We start from the raw sequence: 20,785 nt of genomic DNA, 5'->3' as shown, positions 1-20,785 counted from the left end.
CCCTATCGGCGCAGAAGGTCGAACAGACTTTGCGTCATCTGACGCGTCTGATCGAACATTCGAAGGTTCGCCTCGTAGCTGCGCTGCGCTTCGCGCGCGTCAGCGATTTCGATCACCAGATCGACATTCGAGCCGTCGTAGTGACCGGTTTCATCCGCGAGCGGATGCCCGGGATCGTAGATCTTCGTCAGTTCAGCCTGGTCCAGTTTCACCGGACCGGCCTGGACCAGGCCACTGTCCATGGCCTGTTCGAAGGTCATCACCTTGCGGTGGTAACCGGGTGTGTCGGCGTTGGCGATGTTCTCGGAAACATGCCGCAACCGCATTGCCTGCGTCTCCATTCCGGAGGCCGCAAAGGAAAGCGAAGAAATCAGGTCATTGCCCATGTGCTACCCCCTTACCGCGGCCGGCCAAGGCTGGCGCGGACCACGTCCGAGGTCGCCCGGTAGATCGCCAGAGCCATTTCGTGGCTTTGGCGGGCTTCGACCGATTTCACCATCTCGGCCTCAAGCGAGACCGAGTTTCCGTTGGGCGATTCGTGCCCACGGACGATGTCGGGGATCGCCGCCACTGCCGTTGCTGGCGCGCTAAGGTGCCCGCTGCGCGTGGCACGCATCTCAAGCCCTTCGGCCGCATAGACATCGGCGAAGGCCGGGACATCCTTGGCCTTGTAGCCAGGGGTGTCGGCATTCGCGACGTTTTCGGCGATCACCGCCATGCGTGCCCCGGACTGCGCGGCCAAAGCCTGCGCCATTCGGGTAATTTCCAGTTTCTCAAACATCGGGGCTTCTCCCACGACCAACTTCACCAAGGCTTAAGAGTGATTCCTTTAGAAACGGTTGAGAGCGAACAAAGGGAGAATCCCGTGACTGGAATTTTTGATGGCCTCCTGGCGGAAATAGCGGTCAGCGCGTCGCTGCGGCGGATTGGTCGGGTGGCCGAGACCCGGCGCGGTCTGGCCGAGGTCACCGGGTTGGACACAGCCACGATCGGCGACCGGGTGCTCATCCACAGCCGCGACGGCGTGGCGGGCGGCGAGGTTCTGCGTCTGGCGCCGGGGCGCTCTACGGTCCTGCCCGATGCCTCGGGCGACGGGATGGCAATCGGTGACCGGGTCGAGCTTCTGGGCAAGGCCGAGATCGCGCCGGACGACAGCTGGATCGGGCGGATCATCGACGCGACGGGTCAGCCCCTGGACGGTCGACCTTTGTTGCGCGGCGCGCGTCCGCGTGCCCTGCGCGCCCCGGCACCTCCGGCAGCCTCGCGGCGCAGGCTGGGCGCGCGGCTTGAGACGGGGGTGGCAATCTTCGACACGCTTCTGCCCCTGGTGCGCGGGCAGCGGATCGGTCTTTTTGCGGGCTCGGGCGTCGGCAAGTCCTCGCTTCTGGCCAAGTTCGCCCGCGGAGTGGAGGCGGATGTCGTCGTCATCGCTCTGGTAGGCGAACGCGGCCGCGAACTGCGCGAGTTCACCGAACGCGTTCTGGGTTCCACCGGGATGGCGCGCAGTGTGGTGGTGACGGCGACCTCGGACCAGTCACCCTTGATGCGGCGGATGTGTGCGCTGACAGCGATGGCGGTGGCCGAACATTTCCGGGATCAGGGCAAGCATGTGCTGCTTCTGGTCGACAGCGTCACCCGCTTTGCCGAGGCGCATCGAGAGGTCGCCCTTGCGGGGGGAGAGGACGCGTCGCTGCGGGGCTACCCCCCCTCGCTGACGCAGGCGATCATGGGTCTGGCCGAACGGGCGGGTCCGGGGCCGGAAGGGGCGGGCGACATCACGGCCGTCTTCTCGGTCCTGGTCGCAGGGTCCGATATGGAGGAGCCGGTGGCCGACATCCTGCGCGGGGTCCTTGACGGGCACGTGGTGATGGACCGCCGGATTGCCGAGCGGGGGCGCTTTCCGGCCATCGATCTTCTCCGCTCGGTGTCCCGCTCTTTGCCCGAGGCGGCGTCCGAGGACGAGAACCAGCTGATCGGCGAGGCGCGGCGGCTTCTGGGGGCCTATGACCGGGCCGAGATGATGATCCAGGCCGGGCTATATGCCTCGGGCTCGGACCCGGTAATCGACCGGGCGATCAAGGTCTGGCCGCAGCTGGACGGGTTTCTTGCCGAGGGGGCCCCGGCCAACGGGATCACCGGAAGCTTCGAGCGGCTGCGGGCCAGCCTGAAGAGCTGACCTGGGGCCGCAAGGGACTGGCGTCGCCGGGGCTGCGGGGAAGCACCCGGGCCTCTTTCCAGATCAATGCCTTGCCAGCGTCGACTCAGAACAGGTCCGCATCTGCACCGCACCCGTCTACCGCCGCAATAGCTGCAGCGCCGTCGCGGCAGGGGAGTTGGCGGCTGCCTGACCCTGCATTTCGGACTGCAGGATGAAGCGGCGGGTCAGCGCCTCCAGCTTCTTGGGGTCCCGGAACTGGCCGATGTCCGACGACCCGAACGCCGCCTCGGTCCGCTTCTTCAGAACCGCGACCTGCTGGTCAAGGTTGATCGACGAGAAGCTTTTTGGCAGGCCCAGCGCAGTCTGCATCACTTCACGCAGCGGGGCGTTACCCAGAACGGTGAACCACTTGGCGTTCTCGCTTATCGTCCGGGAGGCCAGCGCCGGAATCTCGCGTTCGGCGTTCATCGCCAGACGGAAGGTGTTGTTCTGCGCACCCACCGCCGTCTCGAAGCTGCGCGCGCGGAACTGGGTCAGGATCTCGTCCGGGAAGGTCGAAAGCCTGGTCCGCGGAACGGAAAAGTCGCCGTAGCCAAAGGCCGCGGCGAATTTCTGGTACTGCTTGTCGGCCAGCTTGTTGGCAAGGCTGCCTTCCTTCAGCGTGCCCCCCTCCAGGATTTTCTGGATGAAGGCCTTGCTGTTCACATCGCCCTCAAGCCCGAAGGCAGTAAGGGCGATGCGCAAGAGCCGCTTGTCGTTCACCAGCTTTTCGGCGGTGTCGGCCTTGCCGATCTTGTCGCGGAAATAGGCCTCGTCGCGCTGCTGGACCGGAAGCGCCTGCTGCACGGCCTGTTGCCGCTCCATCGTGCGCTTGAGAAACCCCCAGCCGGTAAAGCCGGAAAGCGGCAGGACCGGCTGGAAGCTCATGCGCGGCCAGCGGCGAAAAGCCGCTCCTCACGCGGAAGAAGCGCCCGCAGCGCCTTGAGCGCCTGATAGGGCTGCGCGTCCATCACCGCGCGGCTGGCCAGGGTCAGCTGCGTGCGGCTGTCATAGTCGGTCAGCACCTGGGAAAGCTGCTCGATCCCGCGCAGAAGCTGCATCTTGGCATCCTCTGGGTCGGCGTCACCGGTCAGCACCAGCTGCGCGATGTAGCAGACCCGGCGGACGGGCGTGTTCACCTCTTCGGGGTGGATGGCATCGCGCAGGCGGAGGATGTTGGCGTTCGGCGTCATGATCGCCAGGCGCGAGCGCTTGTCGCCATTCTCGATCACCGCACCGTTGATCAGCACCCGTTCGTGCGGGCCAAGCTTCAGGACAAGGCCGCTCATTTGCTGCCTCCGTCACCGCGAAGGCCCCGCATCACGGCCATGTTGATGTCGGCCAGAACCTCGACACTTGCCTTGTCGTCCAGAACGGACCGGCTGTGCTGGACGGTGAATTCGTAAAGATAGAACAGCCGGGCGCGCAGCGCGGCGGGCAGTCCGTTGCCCGGCAGTGCGACGTCCGAGGCCAGCGTCGACCAGAGCGTGACATTGTCGGTCACGGCGCGGACCAGCGCAGGGTAGTCGGTCGCCCGGTTGGTCCAGGCAGTGCGCAGCCGCTGGGTGGTCTGCGCGAGAAGGTCGTACTCGACGGACCGCAGCGAGCGCGTCGGCGCTTCGGGTCGGGCGTAGCTGATGGCGGAGTGAAATGTCATGGGGTGTCCATCTGTTCGAAAGCGTTGGGGTGAGGTGGGCCGCGAGGATCACCCCCCGCGGCCCGAAGTGCTTAACGGAACAGAGACAGGAGACCCTGCGGCTGCTGGTTCGCGATCGACAGCGCCTGGGTGGCCAGCTGCTGCTGCACCTGCAGCGCCTGCAACCGGGCCGAGGCTTCCTCCATGTCGGTATCGACCATGACGCCGATGCCGGTCTTGAGCGAATCGGTCAGCTTGCCGACGAACTCATTCTGGATGTCGATCCGCTTTTGCGACGAGCCGAAGGACGCCGCCGCGTCGATCGAGGTCTGCAGCATGCCCTCGATGTCCTGCAGCGCAGTGGCCGGGTCATTGACCACGTCGATGTCGTTCAGGCCCGACAGACCACCGGTGCCGCGCGTGGCCGAGGCCGAGATCGCCGCCGCCTGGTTGGTGTTGTTGGCAACCTCCAGCGCGCCGGCGTTCAAGGTCAGCGTGAAGTCGGTGTCCGACAGCCCGTTGGAAGTGAGCGAGGCTTTCAGGCCCGCCACCAGCGCATCGGCCGTGTCGCCCTTCTGCACCGTGTACTTGCCTTCAACCGAGCCGATCTTCAGGCTGATCTGGTCGCCGGCGATCATCGCGGTCAGAACTGCCGGATCGGCGGCCGCGTCATTCCTGGCAATCGCGGGCCCACTCTGCTGGAAGGCAAAAGTACCCAGCGACACAGGCGCTCCGGTCACGACCGACGCGACCGGAGGCGTTCCGACGTTGGTCGTTCCGGTCAGCGTACCGCCGCCCGCAGTCAGGACCTCACCGGCGCTGGTCGACAGGTTCTGCGTCTCGACGTTGATGTTGGACGAGGTCACGCCGGTCTGGCTGCGGTCAAGCGAGGCCAGAACGTTGACGCTGCCACTGGCGACCGACCCGTTGACCAGGTTCAGGCCGTTGAACTGCGCGGCCCCGACGGTCGATTCGATCTGCTTGGTCAGCGCGTCGATGTCGGTCTGGATCTTGCCCCGATCAACGTTCTGGGCCTGCGAGGCGACGATCTTGCCCTTCACTTCCGTCAGCAGCTTGGTGACGGTTTCCGAGGCGTTGCGGGCGACGGTCAGCGTGGCCGAGCCGACGGACAGGCTGTCCGAGATGCCCTTGAAGCCTTCGACGTCCGATTCCATCACTTTGGAGATGGCCCAGACAGCGGCGTTGTCCTTCGCGCTGGCGATGGTCTTGCCGGTAGAGATGTCCGCCTGGGTCTTGTTCAGGCTGGCGCTGATGCCCTTCATGGTCTGCAGGGCAACCATTGCACTGGTATTGGTCAGGATCGACGACATTATTCAGTCCTTCACACGGGGCCGCAGGTTTCACGGCCGGGAAAGCCACAAGGCGTGGCAGTTTGGGCGTTCTGTCCGTGCTTGCCGGGGATCCCGGAAGCGCCGCCCCGTCATGAGGCGCGAGGGCAGTGAAGCGTGAAATCACCTAACCAATTCCTAAACGCCGTCTGCCGAATGCGGGGCATTTGACGAAAGCTAGACACGTCTTGCCGGAACCAGCCCCTGCGGCGCGAACAGGGCCTTCTGGCCGCGGGCGTCGTAGGTGGTCAGCGTGGGACCGCGGGTGATCTCGGCCACGCGCAGGCGTGCGGCCTTGACGCCGCGGGTCGCGGCTTCCAGAAGCCGGGCATTGCGCTGCGCCTTGGCCTGCAGCCGTTCAGCCGACGCGCGATCCTGCGGGACGGGAGCCGATTCGAGGCGCTCTGTCAGGGCGGCAAGCTCTGCCAGGTTTCCTGCCAGAAGCGCATCGGCGGCCTGGTCGAGAAGGTCTTCAAGCAGCCCCATTCTCGGCCTCCACCATCGAGTTGAAGATCAGTTCCGCCAGGCCCATGCCGCCCTGCTGGACGATCAGTTTCGCCTGTTCCTGCCGCAGGAACGAGGTGAACTGCGCCTCGCCCTGGCCGCCGCCAAAGGCGCCCTGCATTTCGCCCAGGCCGGAGTGGGCCAGCATTTCGGCGAGGAACGTGGCCTCAAGCTCTTCGGCCTTGGCCATAAGCTGATCGTGGCGCGACGGGGCGGGAAGCGTGATCGGTGCGATATCCATGCGGGCCTCTGGATCGGTCGGATTTTTCGCAACGATGCCTGAGGGGGGTAAAGAATGGGTAACCTCTTGACGGGATAACAGGGTCATTGCGGCAGAAGTCGTGGAAACCATGCAGACAGTTCTTGTCCTTCCTTCTCTCCAGACGCCCGTGCCCCCTGTCGGCGGGGCCGAGGCTGCGCTTTCACCGGACGGGGCCTTCGAAGCCTCGTTCGAGGATGGGCCCATCGTTGCAGAGGGTCCCGTTGCGCCACCCGTCATGCTGGCGATGCCGGTTTCCCCGATGATTGCGGTTGCGGCCACGGCGGCCGCGGTCCAGAGCCCCGAGACAGGGATCGCCGGTGCAGCAGATGCCGCAATGACGGCGGCGACCGTCGCCACCGACACCAAGGTGGCCGATCCCGTCGCGCCGCCCTTGCCCGTGCAAGGGGCCGACGTGGCAGACGAGACCGTGGTTTTGCCCCCGGTCCACCCGACTGCCGAAGTCAAGCATGACAAGGTCAAGGGCGACAACGCTCAGGGCAACCGACCTGCCGGCGCAGGTGAAGCGGCTCGGGGTGGCGGGCCGTCGGACGTCGCTCTGGCCGCCCGGTCCGCCGTTGCCACTGCGGCGTGGACAGCGACCAGGCCCACGGGCGATGCAGAGGGACAGGCCGTCCTGACGCCATCCGACGCCGTGCGTCAAGCGATGCTGGATCTGGCGGAAGGCCCGGGCCAAGCCGGGGGCGGCCAGGCACAAGATACGCGGTCGGCAATGCCGGAGCCATCGGGTCCGGCGACAGCTCCGCTGCGTGGGACCAATCCGGAGGCCGCTCGGGCTTTGCCGGTGCCACCGGAAGGGCCGCTGGCTTCACTCCCCGAAGCGGGCTTGCCAATGGAAGCCCCTGGGCCCGAAGCGCCGAAGGTGGTTTCGGGACCGGACACTGAGTTTTCCGCGACACAGGTCACGCAGGCCGCGGGGGCAGGCGGGGCGGAAGCAGACAAAGTCAGTCCAGAGGTGCCGCCTTCGACGCTTGGCGAAGCGGCAAAGCCTGCGGCGGCAGAACGTGAACTTCAGCCACCGGAAAGCCAGGCAAGGCCGGGGTTGTGGGAAAGCATGTTCAGCAGCCTCGCCCTGCCCCTGTCCGCAGCGGGTGAGGTGGCGCGCGCCTTGCGCCCTGTGCTGATCGGGCGGACGGACGCCGTGCCGCGGCTGGCAAACGGGGATCAGGCCGCGCTTGCGTCGCCCGACCGGCCCAAAGCGGACCTACCAGGGTCCGAGGCCGACGTGACAGCCACCACGCAGCCAGTCGAGAGTGCGAAAACCGCCCCCCCCGCTTCAAGCCCCGCCGTCGCACTTTGGCCCCAGGCAACGCCCTGGATGCTGCCCATCGACGCGCCGGACCACGCCACCGGGGACGAGGGGCTGCAGACGCTTGTCGCACCCGCAACGATGGCAACCTCAGGGGTCACCGCCGGACCGTCGGCGACCCCGGCGCTGCCCTCCAGCCCGGTTCCGCAGGTGGCGGCGCAGATGACGGCAGCCCTGTCGCAAAGCGCGGACGGCACGACCGAACTTGCGCTGTCGCCCGATGAACTGGGCCACGTCCGCCTGCGGCTGGAGCCTGACGCGGCAAACCCCGACCGCATGGTGGTGATGATCACTTTCGAACGGCCCGAGACTTTGGACCTTTTCCGCCGCCACGCCGGGGAACTGGCCGAGGCCCTGCGCGCTGCGGGCTATGCCGGGGCCGACATCGGCTTTGGTCAGGACCAATCCGGGACAGGCGGGTCCGAAGGCTCAGCCCACCGTTCCTCCGGCTGGGGAATGGGGCCGGACCAGACCGACCCCGCCCCCGTGCTTCCCCCCGCCCCGCGCCTTGCCGCCGGGGCCTCCCTTGACCTTAGATTGTGAGGCCAGAATGGACGTCACCTCTGTAACCAGCGCCACGACCGCCCCTCCGGCACCGGCGCCGAAATCGAAGATCTCTTCGGACTTCGACACCTTCCTGCGGATGCTGACGGTGCAGATGCAGAACCAGGACCCGCTGAAGCCGATCGATTCGGCCGATTATGCGGTGCAGCTGGCCACCTTTTCGGGGGTCGAGCAACAGGTCCGAACCAACCAGCTTCTGGTCGAGATGCAGGGAAAGTTCCAGCAGCTTGGCATGTCCGAGATGGCCAGCTGGATCGGGAAAGAGGCACGCACGGCCGCCCCCGTCCGCTATGACGGCGCACCGGTGACGCTGTCGCCCAATCCGGCTGTGGGCGCGGACCGGGCGGTTCTGGCGGTGACGGACGCGCAAGGCAACCTGGTCTCCCGCGAAGAGATTCCGATCAGCACGCAGCCCTATCAATGGCTGGGGGCCGGGATCGACGGCGCGCCGTTGCCGCCCGGCACCTACTCCATCACGCTGGAAAGCCTGAACGGCGACCGGGTGATCGCGACCACTCCGGTCGAGCACTATGCCCGGGTGATCGAGGCGATGGGTGGCGGCACGGGGGGCACAAAACTGGTCCTGGAAGGCGGGATCGAGGTCTTGGCCAGCGACGTCACCGCCCTGCGCGAACCGCGGTCGTGAAGCGCCGGAATTTTCGAAAATTCCGGCAAATCCCTTCGAAAGAATGTCGTCCTGGCCCGACGCTCAGAGATAGCGGTCCAGCGTCAGGCCTGCCACGAAGGCCAGACCCACAGCCATGACCCAAAGCAGCGGCGCCACGGATCGCCGCGGGCGGACGACCACCGTGGTCGGATTGCCCGAGCGGATCAGTTGCGCCTCGACCAGCGCCGGAAGCCTCGGGCCAAAGCGCGCCAGCACCCGCGCCGTCTTCAACAGGTCGCGCACCACGGCCTTGGGGCCGATATTCTCGCGGATGTAGCGTTCGACGATGGGGCTGGCGACCTGCCAGATGTTGATATGCGGGTCCAATGATCGCGCGACGCCTTCCACCACGACCATCGTGCGCTGCAACAGGATCAGCTCGGTCCGTGTCTCCATCCCGAAGCGTTCGGTCACCTCGAAGAGATAGGCCAGAAGCCGCGCCATGCTGATCCGGCTGGCGTCCATGCCGAAGATGGGCTCGCCCACGGCCCGCAGGGCGCGGGCGAATTCGTCGATGTCGCGGTCGGGGGGGACGTAGCCCGCCTCGAAATGCACCTCGGCGACGCGGCGGTAATCCTTGCGGATGAAGCCCATCAGGATCTCGGCATAGACCCGGCGGGTGTATTCGTCGATCCGGCCCATGATCCCGAAGTCATAGGCGATGATGTCGCCGTTGGCCGCTATCTTCAGGTTGCCCTGGTGCATGTCGGCGTGGAAGAACCCGTCGCGCAGCGCGTGGTTCAGGAACAGCTGCAACACCCGCGCGCCAAGCACGGTGCGGTCATGGCCCGCCGCGTCGATCAGCGCGTTGTCGTTCAGCCCGATGCCCTCGGCCCAGCCCAGCGTCATCACGTTGCGGCTGGACAGGAACCAGTGCGGCTTAGGGACCTGAAAGCCTTCGTCCTTTTCGGTGTTCGCGGCGAACTCGGCGGCAGAGGAGCTTTCCAGCCGCAGGTCCAACTCGCCCATCACCACGCCTTCGAAATGGGTGATGACCTCCACCGGGCGCAGGCGGCGCGAGAACGGGGCGAGGCGCTCGATCCAGCGGGCGGCAAGGTAGAAGGCGTCGATATCCTTGCGAAACGCGCGCTCGATGCCGGGGCGCAGGACCTTGACCGCGACCTCCTCACCCGTGTCGGCCAGCCGCGCGCGGTGCACCTGGGCGATCGAGGCGGCGGCAACGGGCTCGGAAAACTCGCTGAAAATGGTCGAAACCGGAAGCTCCAGCTCGGCCTCGATCATCTTCTTGGCGATTTCGACCGGGAAGGGGGGCAGCTTGTCCTGCAGGTACTTCAGCTGCAGCGCCAGCTCTTCACCGACCACGTCCGGACGGGTGGAAAGGACCTGGCCAAACTTGATGTAGGCCGGGCCAAGCGCGGTCAGCGCGCGCGTCGCGGGGGGCAGCTCGGGGTCGCCCTTCAGGCCCAGCCACTTGAACGGCCAGCCCAGCATCCGAGCGGCAAAGCGCAGGCGCGGGGGGGCGCGGAACGCCTCCAGCACCACGTCCATGGCACCCGTCCGCTCCAGCGTGGCGCCGGTGCGGATCAAGCGGATGATGTTGTGCGGACCCTTCACAGCTTCCAGCCGGAATGGAGTGCTGCGATGCCAAGCGAGAGGTTGCGGTATTTCACCATCCCGAACCCGGCGGTGCGGATCATCGCGGCAAATGCCTCCTGATCCGGGAATTTTCGGATTGATTCGACGAGGTACTGGTAGGACGGCCGGTCGCCGGCGATGATCTGCCCCATCACCGGGATCACGTTGTAGGAATACAGGTCATAGGCCTTTTGCAGCAGATCATTGGGGATCTGGCTGAACTCCAGCACCATGAGCCGCCCGCCGGGCCGCAGCACGCGGTAAGCCTCGGACAAGGCGTCAGGGATTCGGGTGACGTTCCGGATGCCGAAAGAGATCGTGTAGACGTCAAAGCTGTTGTCGGGAAACGGCAGTGCCATCGCATCGCCGACGACCCAGTCCAGCTGGTCGTGCAGCCGTTCCGCCTCGGCCCGTTTGCGGCCTTCGACCAGCATGGATTCGGTCATGTCGCAGACGACGGCGGTGGCGCTGGGCGACCGGCCAAGGAAGCGGAACGCCACATCGCCGGTCCCGCCCGCCACGTCCAGAAGGCGCTGGCCCGGCCGCGGGGCCAGCCAGTCCATCATCGCATCCTTCCACAGCCGGTGGATGCCCACCGACATCACGTCATTCATGATGTCGTATTTCGAGGCCACCCGGGTGAAGACCCCATGCACCATCCCGGCCTTTTCGGACTCGGGGACGTCCTGAAACCCGAAGTGCGTGGTCTTGTGCTCGGTCATCCTGCCCGCCCGAAAATTGCCATTCCACGGGGATATAGCGCCCGGTGCCCATGAAGGGAAACCGCAAACTGCCGCAGGGGGGGGGACGATGCAGGCCGAGGGGGAGCGTTTTGTCTGGACCCTATTGCTTGCATTGGCCGCGGGGGCGGCGTTCTTTGTCCTTCGGCTGATCCTGGCCTGGCGGCTGCGCAAGCGAATGCCCGCGGGCCTGGTGCCGCAAGGAAACGAGTTGTACCGCCCCGACGGCATGTCGCGCATCGTCTCGCTGATCGGCATTGATGCTTTGGCGAAGGAGACTCTGGGCACGCGCCGGCTGCAGGCCACGCTGGGACTGAAGCTTCTTTATTGGGGGGTTCTTGTGGCACTGGTTGTCACGTCGGTCCAGATGAAGGCCAAGGTCCCGGGCATCGAAACCGCCATCATCCTGCTGGTTTTCTGGCTGGCCCTGCACACGACCTTCTACGAAATCAGCTACGACCGCGATACGATCACTCTGCCCCGCTGGTGGTTCGGCCACACGACCCACAAATGGCGCGAGCTTGAGGCAGTCACCGAACGGCAGGGCTGGTTCCTTGCCTTCCACTTTCGGGGCGGCAAGGTCGTGCAGGCGCACAAGTATGTTGTGGGTTACGCCGCATTGCGGGAAAAGGCACAGGCCGTCCTGCGCGAGGTCTGAATGCCCGAGCTTCCCGAAGTCGAAACCGTCCGCCGCGGCCTGCTGCCGGTCATGGAAGGGGCCGTGATTGCGCAGGCCGAGGTCAACCGTCCCGACCTGCGCTGGCCGCTGCCGGAACGGATGGCCGACCGGCTGACCGGCAGGCGGGTGACGGCGCTGCGGCGGCGGTCAAAGTATATCCTCGCCGACCTCGACAGCGGCGAGACCTTGCTGGTCCATCTGGGAATGTCGGGGCGGATGCTGATTTCCGGCGCGCAGCTCGGCACCTTCTACCACGACCACCCTGCACCACAGAAACATGACCATGTCGTCCTGCACATGGACAACGGCGCGCGGATCACCTTCAACGACGCCCGCCGTTTCGGTGCGATGGACCTGATGCCCACAGACCGCGCGCAAGACCACATTCTGCTGAAGGACCTGGGGCCCGAACCCTTCGGCAACGACTTCAACGAACCCTATCTCGCAGGACGGCTGAAGGGGCGGAAGACCCCGATCAAGGCCGCACTTCTGGACCAGCGGATCGTGGCGGGCCTGGGCAACATCTACGTCGCGGAAACCCTGTTCCGGGCACATGTCAGCCCGCTGCGGCTGGCGGGAGACCTTGGGGACCCCCAAGTCCATGCCTTGGTCCCGATCATCCGCGAGGTGTTGGCCGAAGCCATCGAGGCAGGCGGCTCCTCCTTGCGCGACTTTCGGCAGGCCAATGGTGAACTTGGCTATTTTTCCAAGCATTTTCAAGTGTATGACCGGGAAGGCGACCCCTGCGAGACCCCCGGTTGCCAGGGCGTCATCACCCGCACCGTGCAGTCCGGCCGGTCCTCCTTCTGGTGCCCCACCTGCCAGAGTTGACTTGCCAACGCGCCGATTGGTGCTAGGAGTCACCCCCGACCGCCATCCAGGAGGCGGGCAAGGGGAGTGGCGGGCATGGCCTATGAAACGCTGATCGTCGAGATCGAGGATTATGTCTCGCTGATCCGGCTGAACCGCCCCGATGCCATGAACGCCCTGAACTCGACCCTGATGCGCGAGCTTGCGGCGGCCGTGACCGCGTCGGAAGCCAACGAACGCGTCCGCTGCATCGTCATCACCGGGTCCGAAAAGGCCTTCGCCGCCGGGGCGGACGTCAAGGAGATGGCCGAGCAAAGCTTCATCGACGTCTTCTTCGACGACCTTTTCGGCCCCGAAGCGCAGACCATCGCCCGCGCGCGCAAGCCGATCATCGCCGCCGTTGGGGGCTATTGCCTGGGCGGCGGCTGCGAGCTGGCCATGCTGTGCGATTTCATCATCGCCGCCGACAGCGCCAAGTTCGGCCAGCCCGAAATCAACCTTGGCATCGTCGCCGGCATGGGCGGCACCCAGCGCCTGACCCGCGCCGTGGGCAAGTCGAAGTCGATGGACATGCACCTGACCGGCCGCTTCATGGACGCCGCCGAGGCGGAACGCTGCGGCCTTGTCAGCCGCGTGGTCCCGGCGAAAAGCCTGCTGGAAGAGGCGATGAAGGCCGCGCAGAAGATCGTCGAGAAATCGGCCGTCACCACCCGCGTCGTCAAGGAATGTGTGAACCGCGCGCAGGAAACCACCTTGGCCGAGGGGCTTTTGTTCGAACGCCGCATGTTCCACGCGATGTTCGCGACCGAGGACCGGAAAGAGGGCATGGCCGCCTTCCTGGAAAAACGCCAGCCGCAGTTCCGCGACCGCTAGGCCCCCAAGGGCGGCTGCCACAGCTCGATCGGCGTGCCTTCGGGGTCGTGGATGCGGGCGAAGGTGCCATAGCTGCCGTCGCCGTCCCAATCTTCCCGCGTCTCGACCGCGATCCCCGCGGTGCGCAGCTGCCCGATCAGCCCCGCCAGATCATCGACCCGCAGATTCAGCATCCACTGCTTTTCGGCGGCGAAGTAATCGGTCGTGGCCTTGAAGGGGGAAAAGACGGTCGGCCCGGCCTCTTGCATCCAGACGGCCAGGTCGGGCTGGGTGATGCCCAGATGGGTCCGATACCAGGTGTTCAGCGCCTCGGGGTCCTGCGCCCGGAAGAAGATGCCGCCGATGCCGGTGACCTTGGCCATGCCTGCCTCCAAAGGAAAAGGGCCGCCCGCTGGGACGACCCTCTCATACATCACGACAGGCGGAAAGCCTTAGCCGTTGACCACATCCTTCAGCGCCTTGGCGATGGCGAACTTGACCTGCTTGTCGGCGGGCTTGGTCATCGTCTCGCCCGTGGCCGGGTTGCGAACCTGACGCTCGGGGCGGGCCTTGCAGGCCACCTTGCCGAGGCCGGGCAACGTCACGGTGCCGCCAGCAGCGACTTCACGCGACACGACCGCAGCAATCGCATCCAGAGCCGCATTCGCGGTCTTCTTGTCGCCGCCCATTTCTTCGGCAAGGGCAGCCACCAGCTGGGTCTTGGTCATCGGTTTGGACATTGGATCATCCTTCGTTGTTATTCGCTTCGTGTCATATGCACGTTTCCACCCGTAAAAGCCGGGCGTCCCCCCGTTCCGGGGTCCCGGCCCAGACACACGGTTTGGGGGTCAAAATCAACCCAAAAACCACCTGACAACCCGGTTCCCGGGCATTTTTGCCCGTCAAAGGAAGGCCGTTTCCTCGAAAGACCGGAGTTTCCGGCTGTGAAGCCGTTCGATTGGCGTGTCGCGCAACCGCTCCATCGCGCGGATGCCGATCTGCAGATGACGGCTGACCTGCGTCTTGTAGAAGTCCGAGGCCATGCCGGGCAGCTTCAGCTCGCCATGCAGAGGCTTGTCGCTGACGCAGAGGAGAGTGCCGTAGGGCACCCGGAACCGAAAACCGTTGGCGGCGATGGTGGCGCTTTCCATGTCCAGCGCAACGGCGCGGGACTGCGACAGACGGCGGACCGGGCCGGACTGGTCGCGCAGCTCCCAGTTGCGGTTGTCGATGGTGGCGACAGTGCCGGTGCGCATGATCCGCTTCAGCTCATAGCCTTCAAGCTGAGTGACCTCGGCCACGGCCTTTTCCAGCGCGATCTGGATTTCCGCCAGCGCCGGGATCGGCACCCAGATCGGCAGGTCGTCGTCCAGCACGTGATCCTCGCGCAGGTAGGCGTGCGCCAGGACGAAATCGCCCAGCGACTGGCTGTTGCGCAGGCCCGCGCAGTGGCCGACCATCAGCCAGGCATGCGGGCGCAGGACGGCGATGTGGTCGGTCGCCGTCTTCGCGTTGGACGGCCCGACGCCGATGTTGACCAGGGTGATCCCGTTCCCGTCGGCCCGCTTCAGGTGATAGGTCGGCATCTGCGGCATCTTGGTGACCGGATGGATCTCGCCGTCCGGCGTCTCGATCACCTGGTTGCCGGTCGCCACGAAAGCCGTATAGCCCGAGGTCTTGTCCGCCAGGACAGCGCGGGCATAGGCCTCGAACTCGTCCACGTAGAACTGGTAGTTGGTGAACAGGACGTGGTTCTGGAAATGCGTCGGGTCGGTCGCGGTATAATGCGACAGGCGGGCCAGGCTGTAGTCCACCCGTTGCGCCGTGAACGGCGCCAGCGGGGCCGAGCCGTCGTCATACCGCGTCATCACGCCGTTTACGATGTCGTCGTTCGTCGTCACCAGGTCCGGCACGTCAAAGACGTCCCGCAACGAAAAGTCCATCACCCCTTCCTGCGGGATGGCGACAGCACTGCCCGAGACGGCGAAATGAACGGGCATCGGGGTTTCGGACAGGCCCACGTCCACGGACACCCCGTGGTTGCGGATCAGAAGCTCGATCTGCTGGGTCAGGTAGTTGCGAAAGAGGTCGGGCCGCGTGATCGTGGTGGCATAGGTCCCGGGGCTGGAGACATGGCCAAAGGCAAGCCGGGTGTCCACCTTGTCAAAGCTGGTGATGGTGATGCGGATTTCCGGGTAATAGGCCCGGATGCGGCGACCCGGGTGCCCTTTCGACACCGTGCGCAGGAACTGGTCGGACAGGAACTGTGTCGCCTGCGAATACAGGGCCTCCAGCCGGTCGACGGCGTCGGCCGCACTGGTAAAGCTTTCATGCGCCGGGGCTTCGGGGGAAAGGATGGTGTGGGCGTCGTCCATTGCGGGTCCTGCAAATTGATCCGGCATATAAGCCGAAACCGGGGTGCGGGCGCAAGTGAAGCGATTATGACAGCTCAGGCCGCGCGAAAAAGGGCGATCAGCGCCCGGTCCCCGGCATGGGCGGAGTCGATCTGTGCTGCCGCCGCACCGTAGACCTCGACCTCGATCAGCTGCAGGTCGGTGATCCGCTTTTGGGCGCCCAAAGCCTCCAGCGCGTCATCGAAACCTGCCAGGCTCCAGACCCGCCGGTTGATCGACAGCGCGAACTGAGCCTGTGGTCGCGCCACCGCCAGAAGGTGCGGCAAGGCCGTGGGCCCGACATGCCCTGCCGTGAAGGTGCCCGAGCTGACGATCCCGCCATAGCGGCGCGTCAGGGTCAGGGGCTGGGTGATGTCGGTCTGGAAAAGCCCGTCATAGATGCGCTTTTCCGCCGCACGCTCCAGCATGGCGGACGAGAAATCCACCGCGTCGATCGGGTCCTCGAACCCCATCTGCCGCAACGCCGCGGCCAGAAGCCCGGTGCCCGCGCCCACATCCAGGACCGGCCCTTGCCCCTGCGCGCCCAGGAAGGCGGCGGCAACATGGGCGGGCAGCAGATACTGCATCTCGGTCGCGAAGCCCTGGTCGTAGCTGGCGGCCCAGTCGCGGTAATGGGCCAGGCAAGCCTCCGGCCCGGTCAGACCCAGCGCGCCTTTCAGACCCTGCTCCATCTGTCACCTCCGCGTCGCGCCCAGCATGGAATGCGCACGTCCCTGTCGCAACCCCTTGCCTCCACTTCTCCACGCCCCGATAGTCGCCGCATGTCAACGCTCCTTTCCCTTGGCCACGGCTACTCTGCCCGCGCCCTTGCCCGCCGCCTGGTTGCCCAAGGCTGGCGGGTCGTCGGTACCACCCGAAACCCGGCCAAGGCCGACCAGTTCCATGCCGAAGGCGTCGAACCTCTGATGTGGCCCGGTGACCTCAGCTGGGCGCTGGACGAGGCGACGCATATCCTCTGCTCGGCCGCGCCTGACGCGAAGGGCGATCCGTTCCTTCAGGCGGTGCCCGAGATCGCGAAGGCCAAGGCCGGCTGGGTCGGCTACCTGTCCACCACGGGCGTCTACGGCGATCATGGCGGCGGCTGGGTCGACGAGACCACGCCCCTGACCCCGCAGTCCGACCGGGGCCGGCAAAGGGTCCTGGCCGAGGGGCAGTGGCTTGCCACTGGACTGCCGGTCCACATCTTCCGCCTTGCCGGGATCTACGGCCCCGGTCGCGGCCCCTTCGAAAAGGTGCGCGACGGCACGGCCCGCCGGATCATCAAGCCGGGCCAGGTCTTCAGCCGCATCCATGTCGACGACATCGCCCAGGTGCTGGAATCGTCGATGCTCCGTCCGAACCCGGGGGCGGCCTACAACGTTTGCGACGACAACCCTTGCCCACCACAGGACGTGATCGGTTACGCCGCGCAGCTCCTGGGACTGCCCGAGCCTCCCGCCGTGCCCTTTGACGAGGTCGCGCCGACGATGACCCCGATGGCGCTTGGCTTTTACAGCGAGTCAAAGAAGGTCCGGAACGACCGGATCAAGGACGAGCTTGGGGTGAAGCTTCTCTACCCCGACTATCCGCAAGGCCTTGCGGCTTTACTGGCCGCAGGCGACTGAACCGCTCGTCGTTCGACTTCGTCGCTCCTCGCTGCCGTCCGGCGACGAGGAGACGAAGTCGAACGAGGAGCAGTCGTCAGACGTAGCGGTTCCAGAGGTTCTCCAACCGCTCCTGCCGCCCGGACCTGGGTTGCGGCTCCAGGCCTTCGGCAGTCACCCGCGCGGCGGCTTCTTCCAGGCTGCCTTTCAGCATCGCCTGCGCTTTGGGGTCCTTCCAGCCGGCATAGCGGTCCGCCTTCGCGGCCTCCATCTCACCCGACTCCAGCAGGGCCGCCGCAGATTTCAGGGCGCGGGCGCAGGTGTCCATGCCGCCGACATGGGCCAGGATCAGATCCTCGGGGTCCAGCGACTGGCGACGGATCTTGGCGTCGAAGTTGACGCCCCCCGTGGTGAACCCACCCGCCTTCAGGATCTCGTAGAAGGCCACGGCCTTTTCGGCGTGGTTGTTCGGGAACTGGTCGGTGTCCCAGCCGGACTGATAATCGTTCCGGTTCATGTCGATCGACCCGAAGATGCCCAGCGCTGCGGCCAGACCGATCTCATGCTCGAAGCTGTGACCCGCCAGGATGGCATGGCCCTGTTCGATGTTGGTCTTCACTTCACCCTCCAGACCGAAGTCCTTGAGGAAGCCATAGACCGTGGCCACGTCATAGTCGTACTGGTGCTTCGACGGCTCTTGCGGCTTGGGTTCGATCAGGATCGTGCCCTTGAAGCCGATCTTGTACTTGTACTCGACGACCTGCTGCAGGAACCGTCCCGCATGGTCGCGTTCGGCCTTGAGGTCGGTGTTCAGCAGCGTCTCATACCCCTCGCGCCCGCCCCAGAGGACATAGTTCTGTCCGCCAAGCCGGTGCGTCACGTCCATGTTCGCCTTCACCGTGGCTGCGGCATAGGCGTAGACATCCGGATCGGGGTTTGTCGCGGCACCCGACATCCAGCGGCGGTGGCTGAACAGGTTCGACGTGCCCCAAAGAAGCTTGGCTTTGTGCTTGCCTTGCTTTTCGCCAATGTAATCCGCGACCTCGTTCAGGTTCTTCAGGCTTTCGGCAAAGGTCGCCCCTTCCGGCCGCATGTCGGCGTCGTGGAAGCAATAGAAGGGCACGTTCAGGATATCGAACATCTCGAACGCAACGTCAGCCTTCAGCTTCGCCAGCGCCATCGTGTCGCCGAACCAGGGGCGCTGCAGCGTCTGCCCGCCGAACGGGTCGCCGCCCGGCCAGGCGAAGCTGTGCCAATAGGCGACGGCAAAGCGGAGGTGATCCTCCATCCGCTTGCCCATGACGACCTCGTCCGGGTTGTAGTGGCGGAAGGCGAATTCGTTTGTCGAATTCGGACCCTCGTACTTGATGGCGGGGATGCCTTTGAAAAAGTCGGTCATGTCAGATCCTTGATGGCAGATTGGGCGGCGCGGAAGCGGGCATGCCCCGCGTCAAAGGCGTCCTTGAGGGAAGGATCGGGGTCGATGGTTCTGGCGATCTGCGGCAGGGTCGCGATCTCGGCCCCCGCGCCTGTGGCGGCCATAAGGCCGAGGCGCGCGGCACCGAAGGCCCCGCCGAAATCGCCGGCAACGGGCAGCTGCACCGGGCAATCCAGCGCCGTGGCGATCAGCTTCAACCAATAGTCCGAGCGGCTGCCGCCCCCGACCGCCAGCAGATGCTCCAGCTTCGTGCCAGTCGCCGCCAGCGCATCGCGGCTGTCGCGGATGGCATAGGTCACCCCTTCCAGCACGGCGCGGGTCGCGGCCTTGCGGTCGGTCGCGTGTTCAAGGCCGGTGAAGGCCCCGCGCACAGTGGCCGAGTTCAGGGGCGTCCGCTCGCCACCCAGATAGGGCAGGAAGATGGTCTTGCCGGGGGCTTGCAGGTCGCCAAGTTCGCCGGTCAGCCGGGCAGCATCGGTGCCGATCAGGTTGGCATACCAGTTCAGCGCATCCGTCGCGGCCAGGATCACGCCCATCTGGTGCCAGGTGTTCGGCAGCGCGTGGCAGAACGTATGCACCGCCGTCGCGGGGTCCGGCTGATAGCCGTCGTTCGCGGCAAAGAGGACTCCACTGGTGCCCAGCGAGACAAACGCCTCCCCGGCCCGCACGACACCCACACCCACGCCCGAGGCCGCGTTGTCGCCGCCACCCCCGGCCACGACCACGCCCTTCGGCAGACCCCAGCGTGAAGCCAGCGCCTCCCGCAGGTAGCCCGAAACTTCCGAGCCTTCGACCAGGCTTGGCATATGGCTGCGGTCCAGCCCCGTCGCTTGCAACAACTCGTCCGACCAGTCGCGCTTGCCGGTGTCCAGCCAACTGGTCCCCGCCGCATCGGACATCTCGCCGACATGCTCTCCTGTCAGCCAAAGGCGCAGATAGTCCTTTGGCAACAGGACCTTCGCCAGCCGTTCGCGGATGCCGGGTTCGTGGTGGGCAACCCACATCAGCTTCGGCGCCGTAAACCCCGGGAAGACGATGTTGCCGGTCAGACGCCGGAACATCGGGTCGCCGTCCAACTCGGCGGCTTCCTCGAAGCTGCGGGTGTCGTTCCACAGGATGCAGGGCCGCAGGACCTCGTCCCGCGCGTCCAGAAGGGTCGCGCCGTGCATATGGCCCGACAGCCCGATCCCGCGGACCTGTCCCAGCGACTGCTGCGCGGCAAGCCGGTCAAGCACCGTCTCGGCCGCTGAAATCCAGTCCGAGGGGGCCTGCTCGCTCCACCCCTCATGGGGGCGCTGCACGGTCAGGGGGGCGGTGGCCTCGGCCAGGACCGCCTGATCCTCGCCGATCAATATCCCCTTCAGACCCGAGGTCCCAAGGTCCAGCCCGATATACATCACGCGGCCAGGTGCTGGGGTTTCTTGCCCAGGATGATCATGCCCAGGATGTCGTCATCCGTGACCTCCTTGACATCGACGGTGCCGACCAGCTGGCCGTTCTTCATCACGCTGGCCCGGTCGCACAGCTTCATGACGTTGTGGATGTCATGCTCGATCAGGAAGATGCCCAGGCCCTGCGCCTTCAGCTCCTGGATCAATTCGGCGACCATCTGAGTCTCATGCGGACCCAGCGCAGCCGTGGGTTCGTCCATGATCAGGATCTTGGCGTTGAAATACACCGCCCGGGCGATGGCGACCGACTGGCGTTGGCCGCCCGACAGCATGTTCACCGGCACGTTGAACTTGCGGAAGTTCGGGTTCAACCGACCCATGATCTTCCGCGTCTCCGCCTCCATCTTCGACTCGTCGACAAAGCCCATCGGCCCGACCAGCTCACGCCCCAGAAAGAGGTTGGAGGCCGCATCCAGATTGTCCGCCAAAGCCAGCGTCTGGTAGATCGTCTCGATGTTCTGCGCGCGGGCGTCGCGGGGGTCCTTGATCTCGACCTCCTGGCCGTTGATCAGGATTTGCCCTGCGTCCTTCTGATAGGCCCCCGACAGGCACTTGATCAGCGTCGACTTGCCCGCACCGTTATGGCCCAGAAGGCCCACGACCTCGCCGGGGAAAAGGTCGACCGTGACGTGGTCCACGGCCTTGATCCCCCCGAAGGAAATCGAGATGTCGCGCAGTTCGACAAGCGGGGTTCCGGTTCTGTCTACCATGATATC

At 65.6% G+C, this 20,785-nt stretch carries 24 protein-coding genes; 7 read left to right on the top strand and 17 right to left on the bottom strand.

Annotated features, from left to right (window positions below):
• Nucleotides 1–2: 2 nt before the first annotated feature.
• Together flgC and U1E69_RS16180 are read right to left on the bottom strand one after the other, a co-directional pair.
• Nucleotides 3–386 carry a flagellar basal body rod protein FlgC gene (gene flgC / locus U1E69_RS16185; RefSeq protein ID WP_322245441.1) on the bottom strand — a complete coding sequence of 128 codons (384 nt, stop codon included), beginning with the start codon at nt 384–386 and terminating at the stop codon, nt 3–5.
• Between the two features lie 11 nt (nt 387–397).
• Nucleotides 398–781, bottom strand: a complete 384-nt coding sequence (locus U1E69_RS16180; protein WP_322245440.1) for a FlgB family protein — start codon at nt 779–781, stop codon at nt 398–400.
• 84 nt (nt 782–865) lie between these two features.
• Between U1E69_RS16180 and U1E69_RS16175 the strand changes: the two genes are divergently transcribed.
• On the top strand, nt 866–2,176 hold the full coding sequence (locus U1E69_RS16175) for a FliI/YscN family ATPase (protein ID WP_322245438.1): 1,311 nt from the start codon (nt 866–868) through the stop codon (nt 2,174–2,176).
• 117 nt (nt 2,177–2,293) lie between these two features.
• On the opposite strand, the gene U1E69_RS16170 is transcribed toward U1E69_RS16175, so the two are convergent.
• The 6 genes from U1E69_RS16170 to U1E69_RS16145 form a co-directional block, all read right to left on the bottom strand.
• Nucleotides 2,294–3,085 carry a DUF1217 domain-containing protein gene (locus U1E69_RS16170; RefSeq protein WP_322245437.1) on the bottom strand — a complete coding sequence of 264 codons (792 nt, stop codon included), beginning with the start codon at nt 3,083–3,085 and terminating at the stop codon, nt 2,294–2,296.
• Nucleotides 3,082–3,486 (bottom strand): flagellar biosynthesis repressor FlbT, encoded by a 405-nt coding sequence (flbT, locus tag U1E69_RS16165; protein ID WP_322245435.1) that lies wholly within the window; start codon nt 3,484–3,486, stop codon nt 3,082–3,084. The genes U1E69_RS16170 and flbT overlap by 4 nt, the downstream gene beginning before the upstream one ends.
• Nucleotides 3,483–3,854 (bottom strand): flagellar biosynthesis regulator FlaF, encoded by a 372-nt coding sequence (gene flaF / locus U1E69_RS16160; RefSeq protein WP_322245434.1) that lies wholly within the window; start codon nt 3,852–3,854, stop codon nt 3,483–3,485. The genes flbT and flaF overlap by 4 nt, the downstream gene beginning before the upstream one ends.
• A 71-nt stretch (nt 3,855–3,925) precedes the next feature.
• Nucleotides 3,926–5,164: a flagellin gene (locus tag U1E69_RS16155; protein ID WP_416200297.1), complete on the bottom strand. Its 1,239-nt coding sequence runs from the start codon at nt 5,162–5,164 to the stop codon at nt 3,926–3,928.
• A 195-nt stretch (nt 5,165–5,359) separates the two neighbouring features.
• Nucleotides 5,360–5,668 (bottom strand): hypothetical protein, encoded by a 309-nt coding sequence (locus tag U1E69_RS16150; protein ID WP_322245432.1) that lies wholly within the window; start codon nt 5,666–5,668, stop codon nt 5,360–5,362.
• Nucleotides 5,655–5,927 (bottom strand): rod-binding protein, encoded by a 273-nt coding sequence (locus U1E69_RS16145; protein ID WP_322245431.1) that lies wholly within the window; start codon nt 5,925–5,927, stop codon nt 5,655–5,657. Before U1E69_RS16145 ends, U1E69_RS16150 begins: the two co-directional genes overlap by 14 nt.
• Before the next feature lie 148 nt (nt 5,928–6,075).
• Here U1E69_RS16145 and U1E69_RS16140 point away from each other — a divergent pair, with 148 nt between their 5' ends.
• Both U1E69_RS16140 and U1E69_RS16135 read left to right on the top strand, forming a co-directional pair.
• Entirely contained in the window at nt 6,076–7,818 is a 1,743-nt protein-coding gene (locus tag U1E69_RS16140) for a flagellar hook-length control protein FliK (protein WP_322245429.1), read from the top strand.
• A 7-nt stretch (nt 7,819–7,825) separates the two neighbouring features.
• Nucleotides 7,826–8,485 carry a flagellar hook capping FlgD N-terminal domain-containing protein gene (locus U1E69_RS16135; protein WP_322245427.1) on the top strand — a complete coding sequence of 220 codons (660 nt, stop codon included), beginning with the start codon at nt 7,826–7,828 and terminating at the stop codon, nt 8,483–8,485.
• 63 nt (nt 8,486–8,548) lie between these two features.
• On the opposite strand, the gene ubiB is transcribed toward U1E69_RS16135, so the two are convergent.
• Nucleotides 8,549–10,081, bottom strand: coding sequence for a 2-polyprenylphenol 6-hydroxylase (ubiB, locus tag U1E69_RS16130; protein ID WP_322245425.1), 1,533 nt, complete (start codon nt 10,079–10,081; stop codon nt 8,549–8,551).
• Nucleotides 10,078–10,824: a bifunctional demethylmenaquinone methyltransferase/2-methoxy-6-polyprenyl-1,4-benzoquinol methylase UbiE gene (gene ubiE / locus U1E69_RS16125; protein ID WP_322245423.1), complete on the bottom strand. Its 747-nt coding sequence runs from the start codon at nt 10,822–10,824 to the stop codon at nt 10,078–10,080. Before ubiE ends, ubiB begins: the two co-directional genes overlap by 4 nt.
• An 88-nt stretch (nt 10,825–10,912) precedes the next feature.
• Here ubiE and U1E69_RS16120 point away from each other — a divergent pair, with 88 nt between their 5' ends.
• The 3 genes from U1E69_RS16120 (at nt 10,913) to U1E69_RS16110 (ending at nt 13,204) form a co-directional block, all read left to right on the top strand.
• Nucleotides 10,913–11,500: a hypothetical protein gene (locus tag U1E69_RS16120; RefSeq protein ID WP_322245421.1), complete on the top strand. Its 588-nt coding sequence runs from the start codon at nt 10,913–10,915 to the stop codon at nt 11,498–11,500.
• Entirely contained in the window at nt 11,501–12,352 is an 852-nt protein-coding gene (mutM, locus tag U1E69_RS16115; RefSeq protein WP_322245419.1) for a bifunctional DNA-formamidopyrimidine glycosylase/DNA-(apurinic or apyrimidinic site) lyase, read from the top strand.
• 75 nt (nt 12,353–12,427) lie between these two features.
• The gene (locus U1E69_RS16110) at nt 12,428–13,204 is read left to right on the top strand and encodes an enoyl-CoA hydratase (RefSeq protein WP_322245418.1); all 777 of its coding nucleotides are present in this window, start codon (nt 12,428–12,430) and stop codon (nt 13,202–13,204) included.
• Here U1E69_RS16110 and U1E69_RS16105 read toward each other — a convergent pair.
• From U1E69_RS16105 to U1E69_RS16090, 4 genes are all read right to left on the bottom strand, one after another.
• Nucleotides 13,201–13,566, bottom strand: a complete 366-nt coding sequence (locus tag U1E69_RS16105) for a VOC family protein (protein WP_322245417.1) — start codon at nt 13,564–13,566, stop codon at nt 13,201–13,203. The genes U1E69_RS16110 and U1E69_RS16105 overlap by 4 nt on opposite strands.
• 69 nt (nt 13,567–13,635) lie before the next feature.
• Nucleotides 13,636–13,923 carry an HU family DNA-binding protein gene (locus tag U1E69_RS16100; protein ID WP_322245416.1) on the bottom strand — a complete coding sequence of 96 codons (288 nt, stop codon included), beginning with the start codon at nt 13,921–13,923 and terminating at the stop codon, nt 13,636–13,638.
• Between the two features lie 162 nt (nt 13,924–14,085).
• The gene (locus U1E69_RS16095; RefSeq protein ID WP_322245415.1) at nt 14,086–15,558 is read right to left on the bottom strand and encodes an AMP nucleosidase; all 1,473 of its coding nucleotides are present in this window, start codon (nt 15,556–15,558) and stop codon (nt 14,086–14,088) included.
• Between the two features lie 74 nt (nt 15,559–15,632).
• Nucleotides 15,633–16,268, bottom strand: a complete 636-nt coding sequence (locus U1E69_RS16090; protein WP_322245414.1) for a class I SAM-dependent methyltransferase — start codon at nt 16,266–16,268, stop codon at nt 15,633–15,635.
• Nucleotides 16,269–16,358: 90 nt separating this feature from the next.
• Between U1E69_RS16090 and U1E69_RS16085 the strand changes: the two genes are divergently transcribed.
• A complete protein-coding gene (locus U1E69_RS16085) occupies nt 16,359–17,201 on the top strand; it encodes an SDR family oxidoreductase (protein WP_322245413.1) in 843 nt (280 codons plus the stop codon).
• A gap of 76 nt (nt 17,202–17,277) precedes the next feature.
• Here U1E69_RS16085 and xylA read toward each other — a convergent pair whose 3' ends face one another.
• Genes xylA through U1E69_RS16070 form a run of 3 tightly spaced genes read right to left on the bottom strand, consistent with a single transcriptional unit; the run spans nt 17,278 to nt 20,779 of the window.
• A complete protein-coding gene (gene xylA, locus U1E69_RS16080; protein WP_322245411.1) occupies nt 17,278–18,579 on the bottom strand; it encodes a xylose isomerase in 1,302 nt (433 codons plus the stop codon).
• Nucleotides 18,576–20,015: a xylulokinase gene (gene xylB / locus U1E69_RS16075; protein ID WP_322245410.1), complete on the bottom strand. Its 1,440-nt coding sequence runs from the start codon at nt 20,013–20,015 to the stop codon at nt 18,576–18,578. The genes xylA and xylB overlap by 4 nt, the downstream gene beginning before the upstream one ends.
• A complete protein-coding gene (locus U1E69_RS16070; protein ID WP_322245409.1) occupies nt 20,015–20,779 on the bottom strand; it encodes an ATP-binding cassette domain-containing protein in 765 nt (254 codons plus the stop codon). Before U1E69_RS16070 ends, xylB begins: the two co-directional genes overlap by 1 nt.
• Nucleotides 20,780–20,785 lie beyond the last annotated feature (6 nt).

The organism is Tabrizicola sp. (genome assembly GCF_034366665.1).
Lineage (GTDB): Bacteria > Pseudomonadota > Alphaproteobacteria > Rhodobacterales > Rhodobacteraceae > Tabrizicola.
Note: the sequence above shows the minus strand (reverse complement) of the source record. Positions and strands in the feature narration are given on the sequence as shown.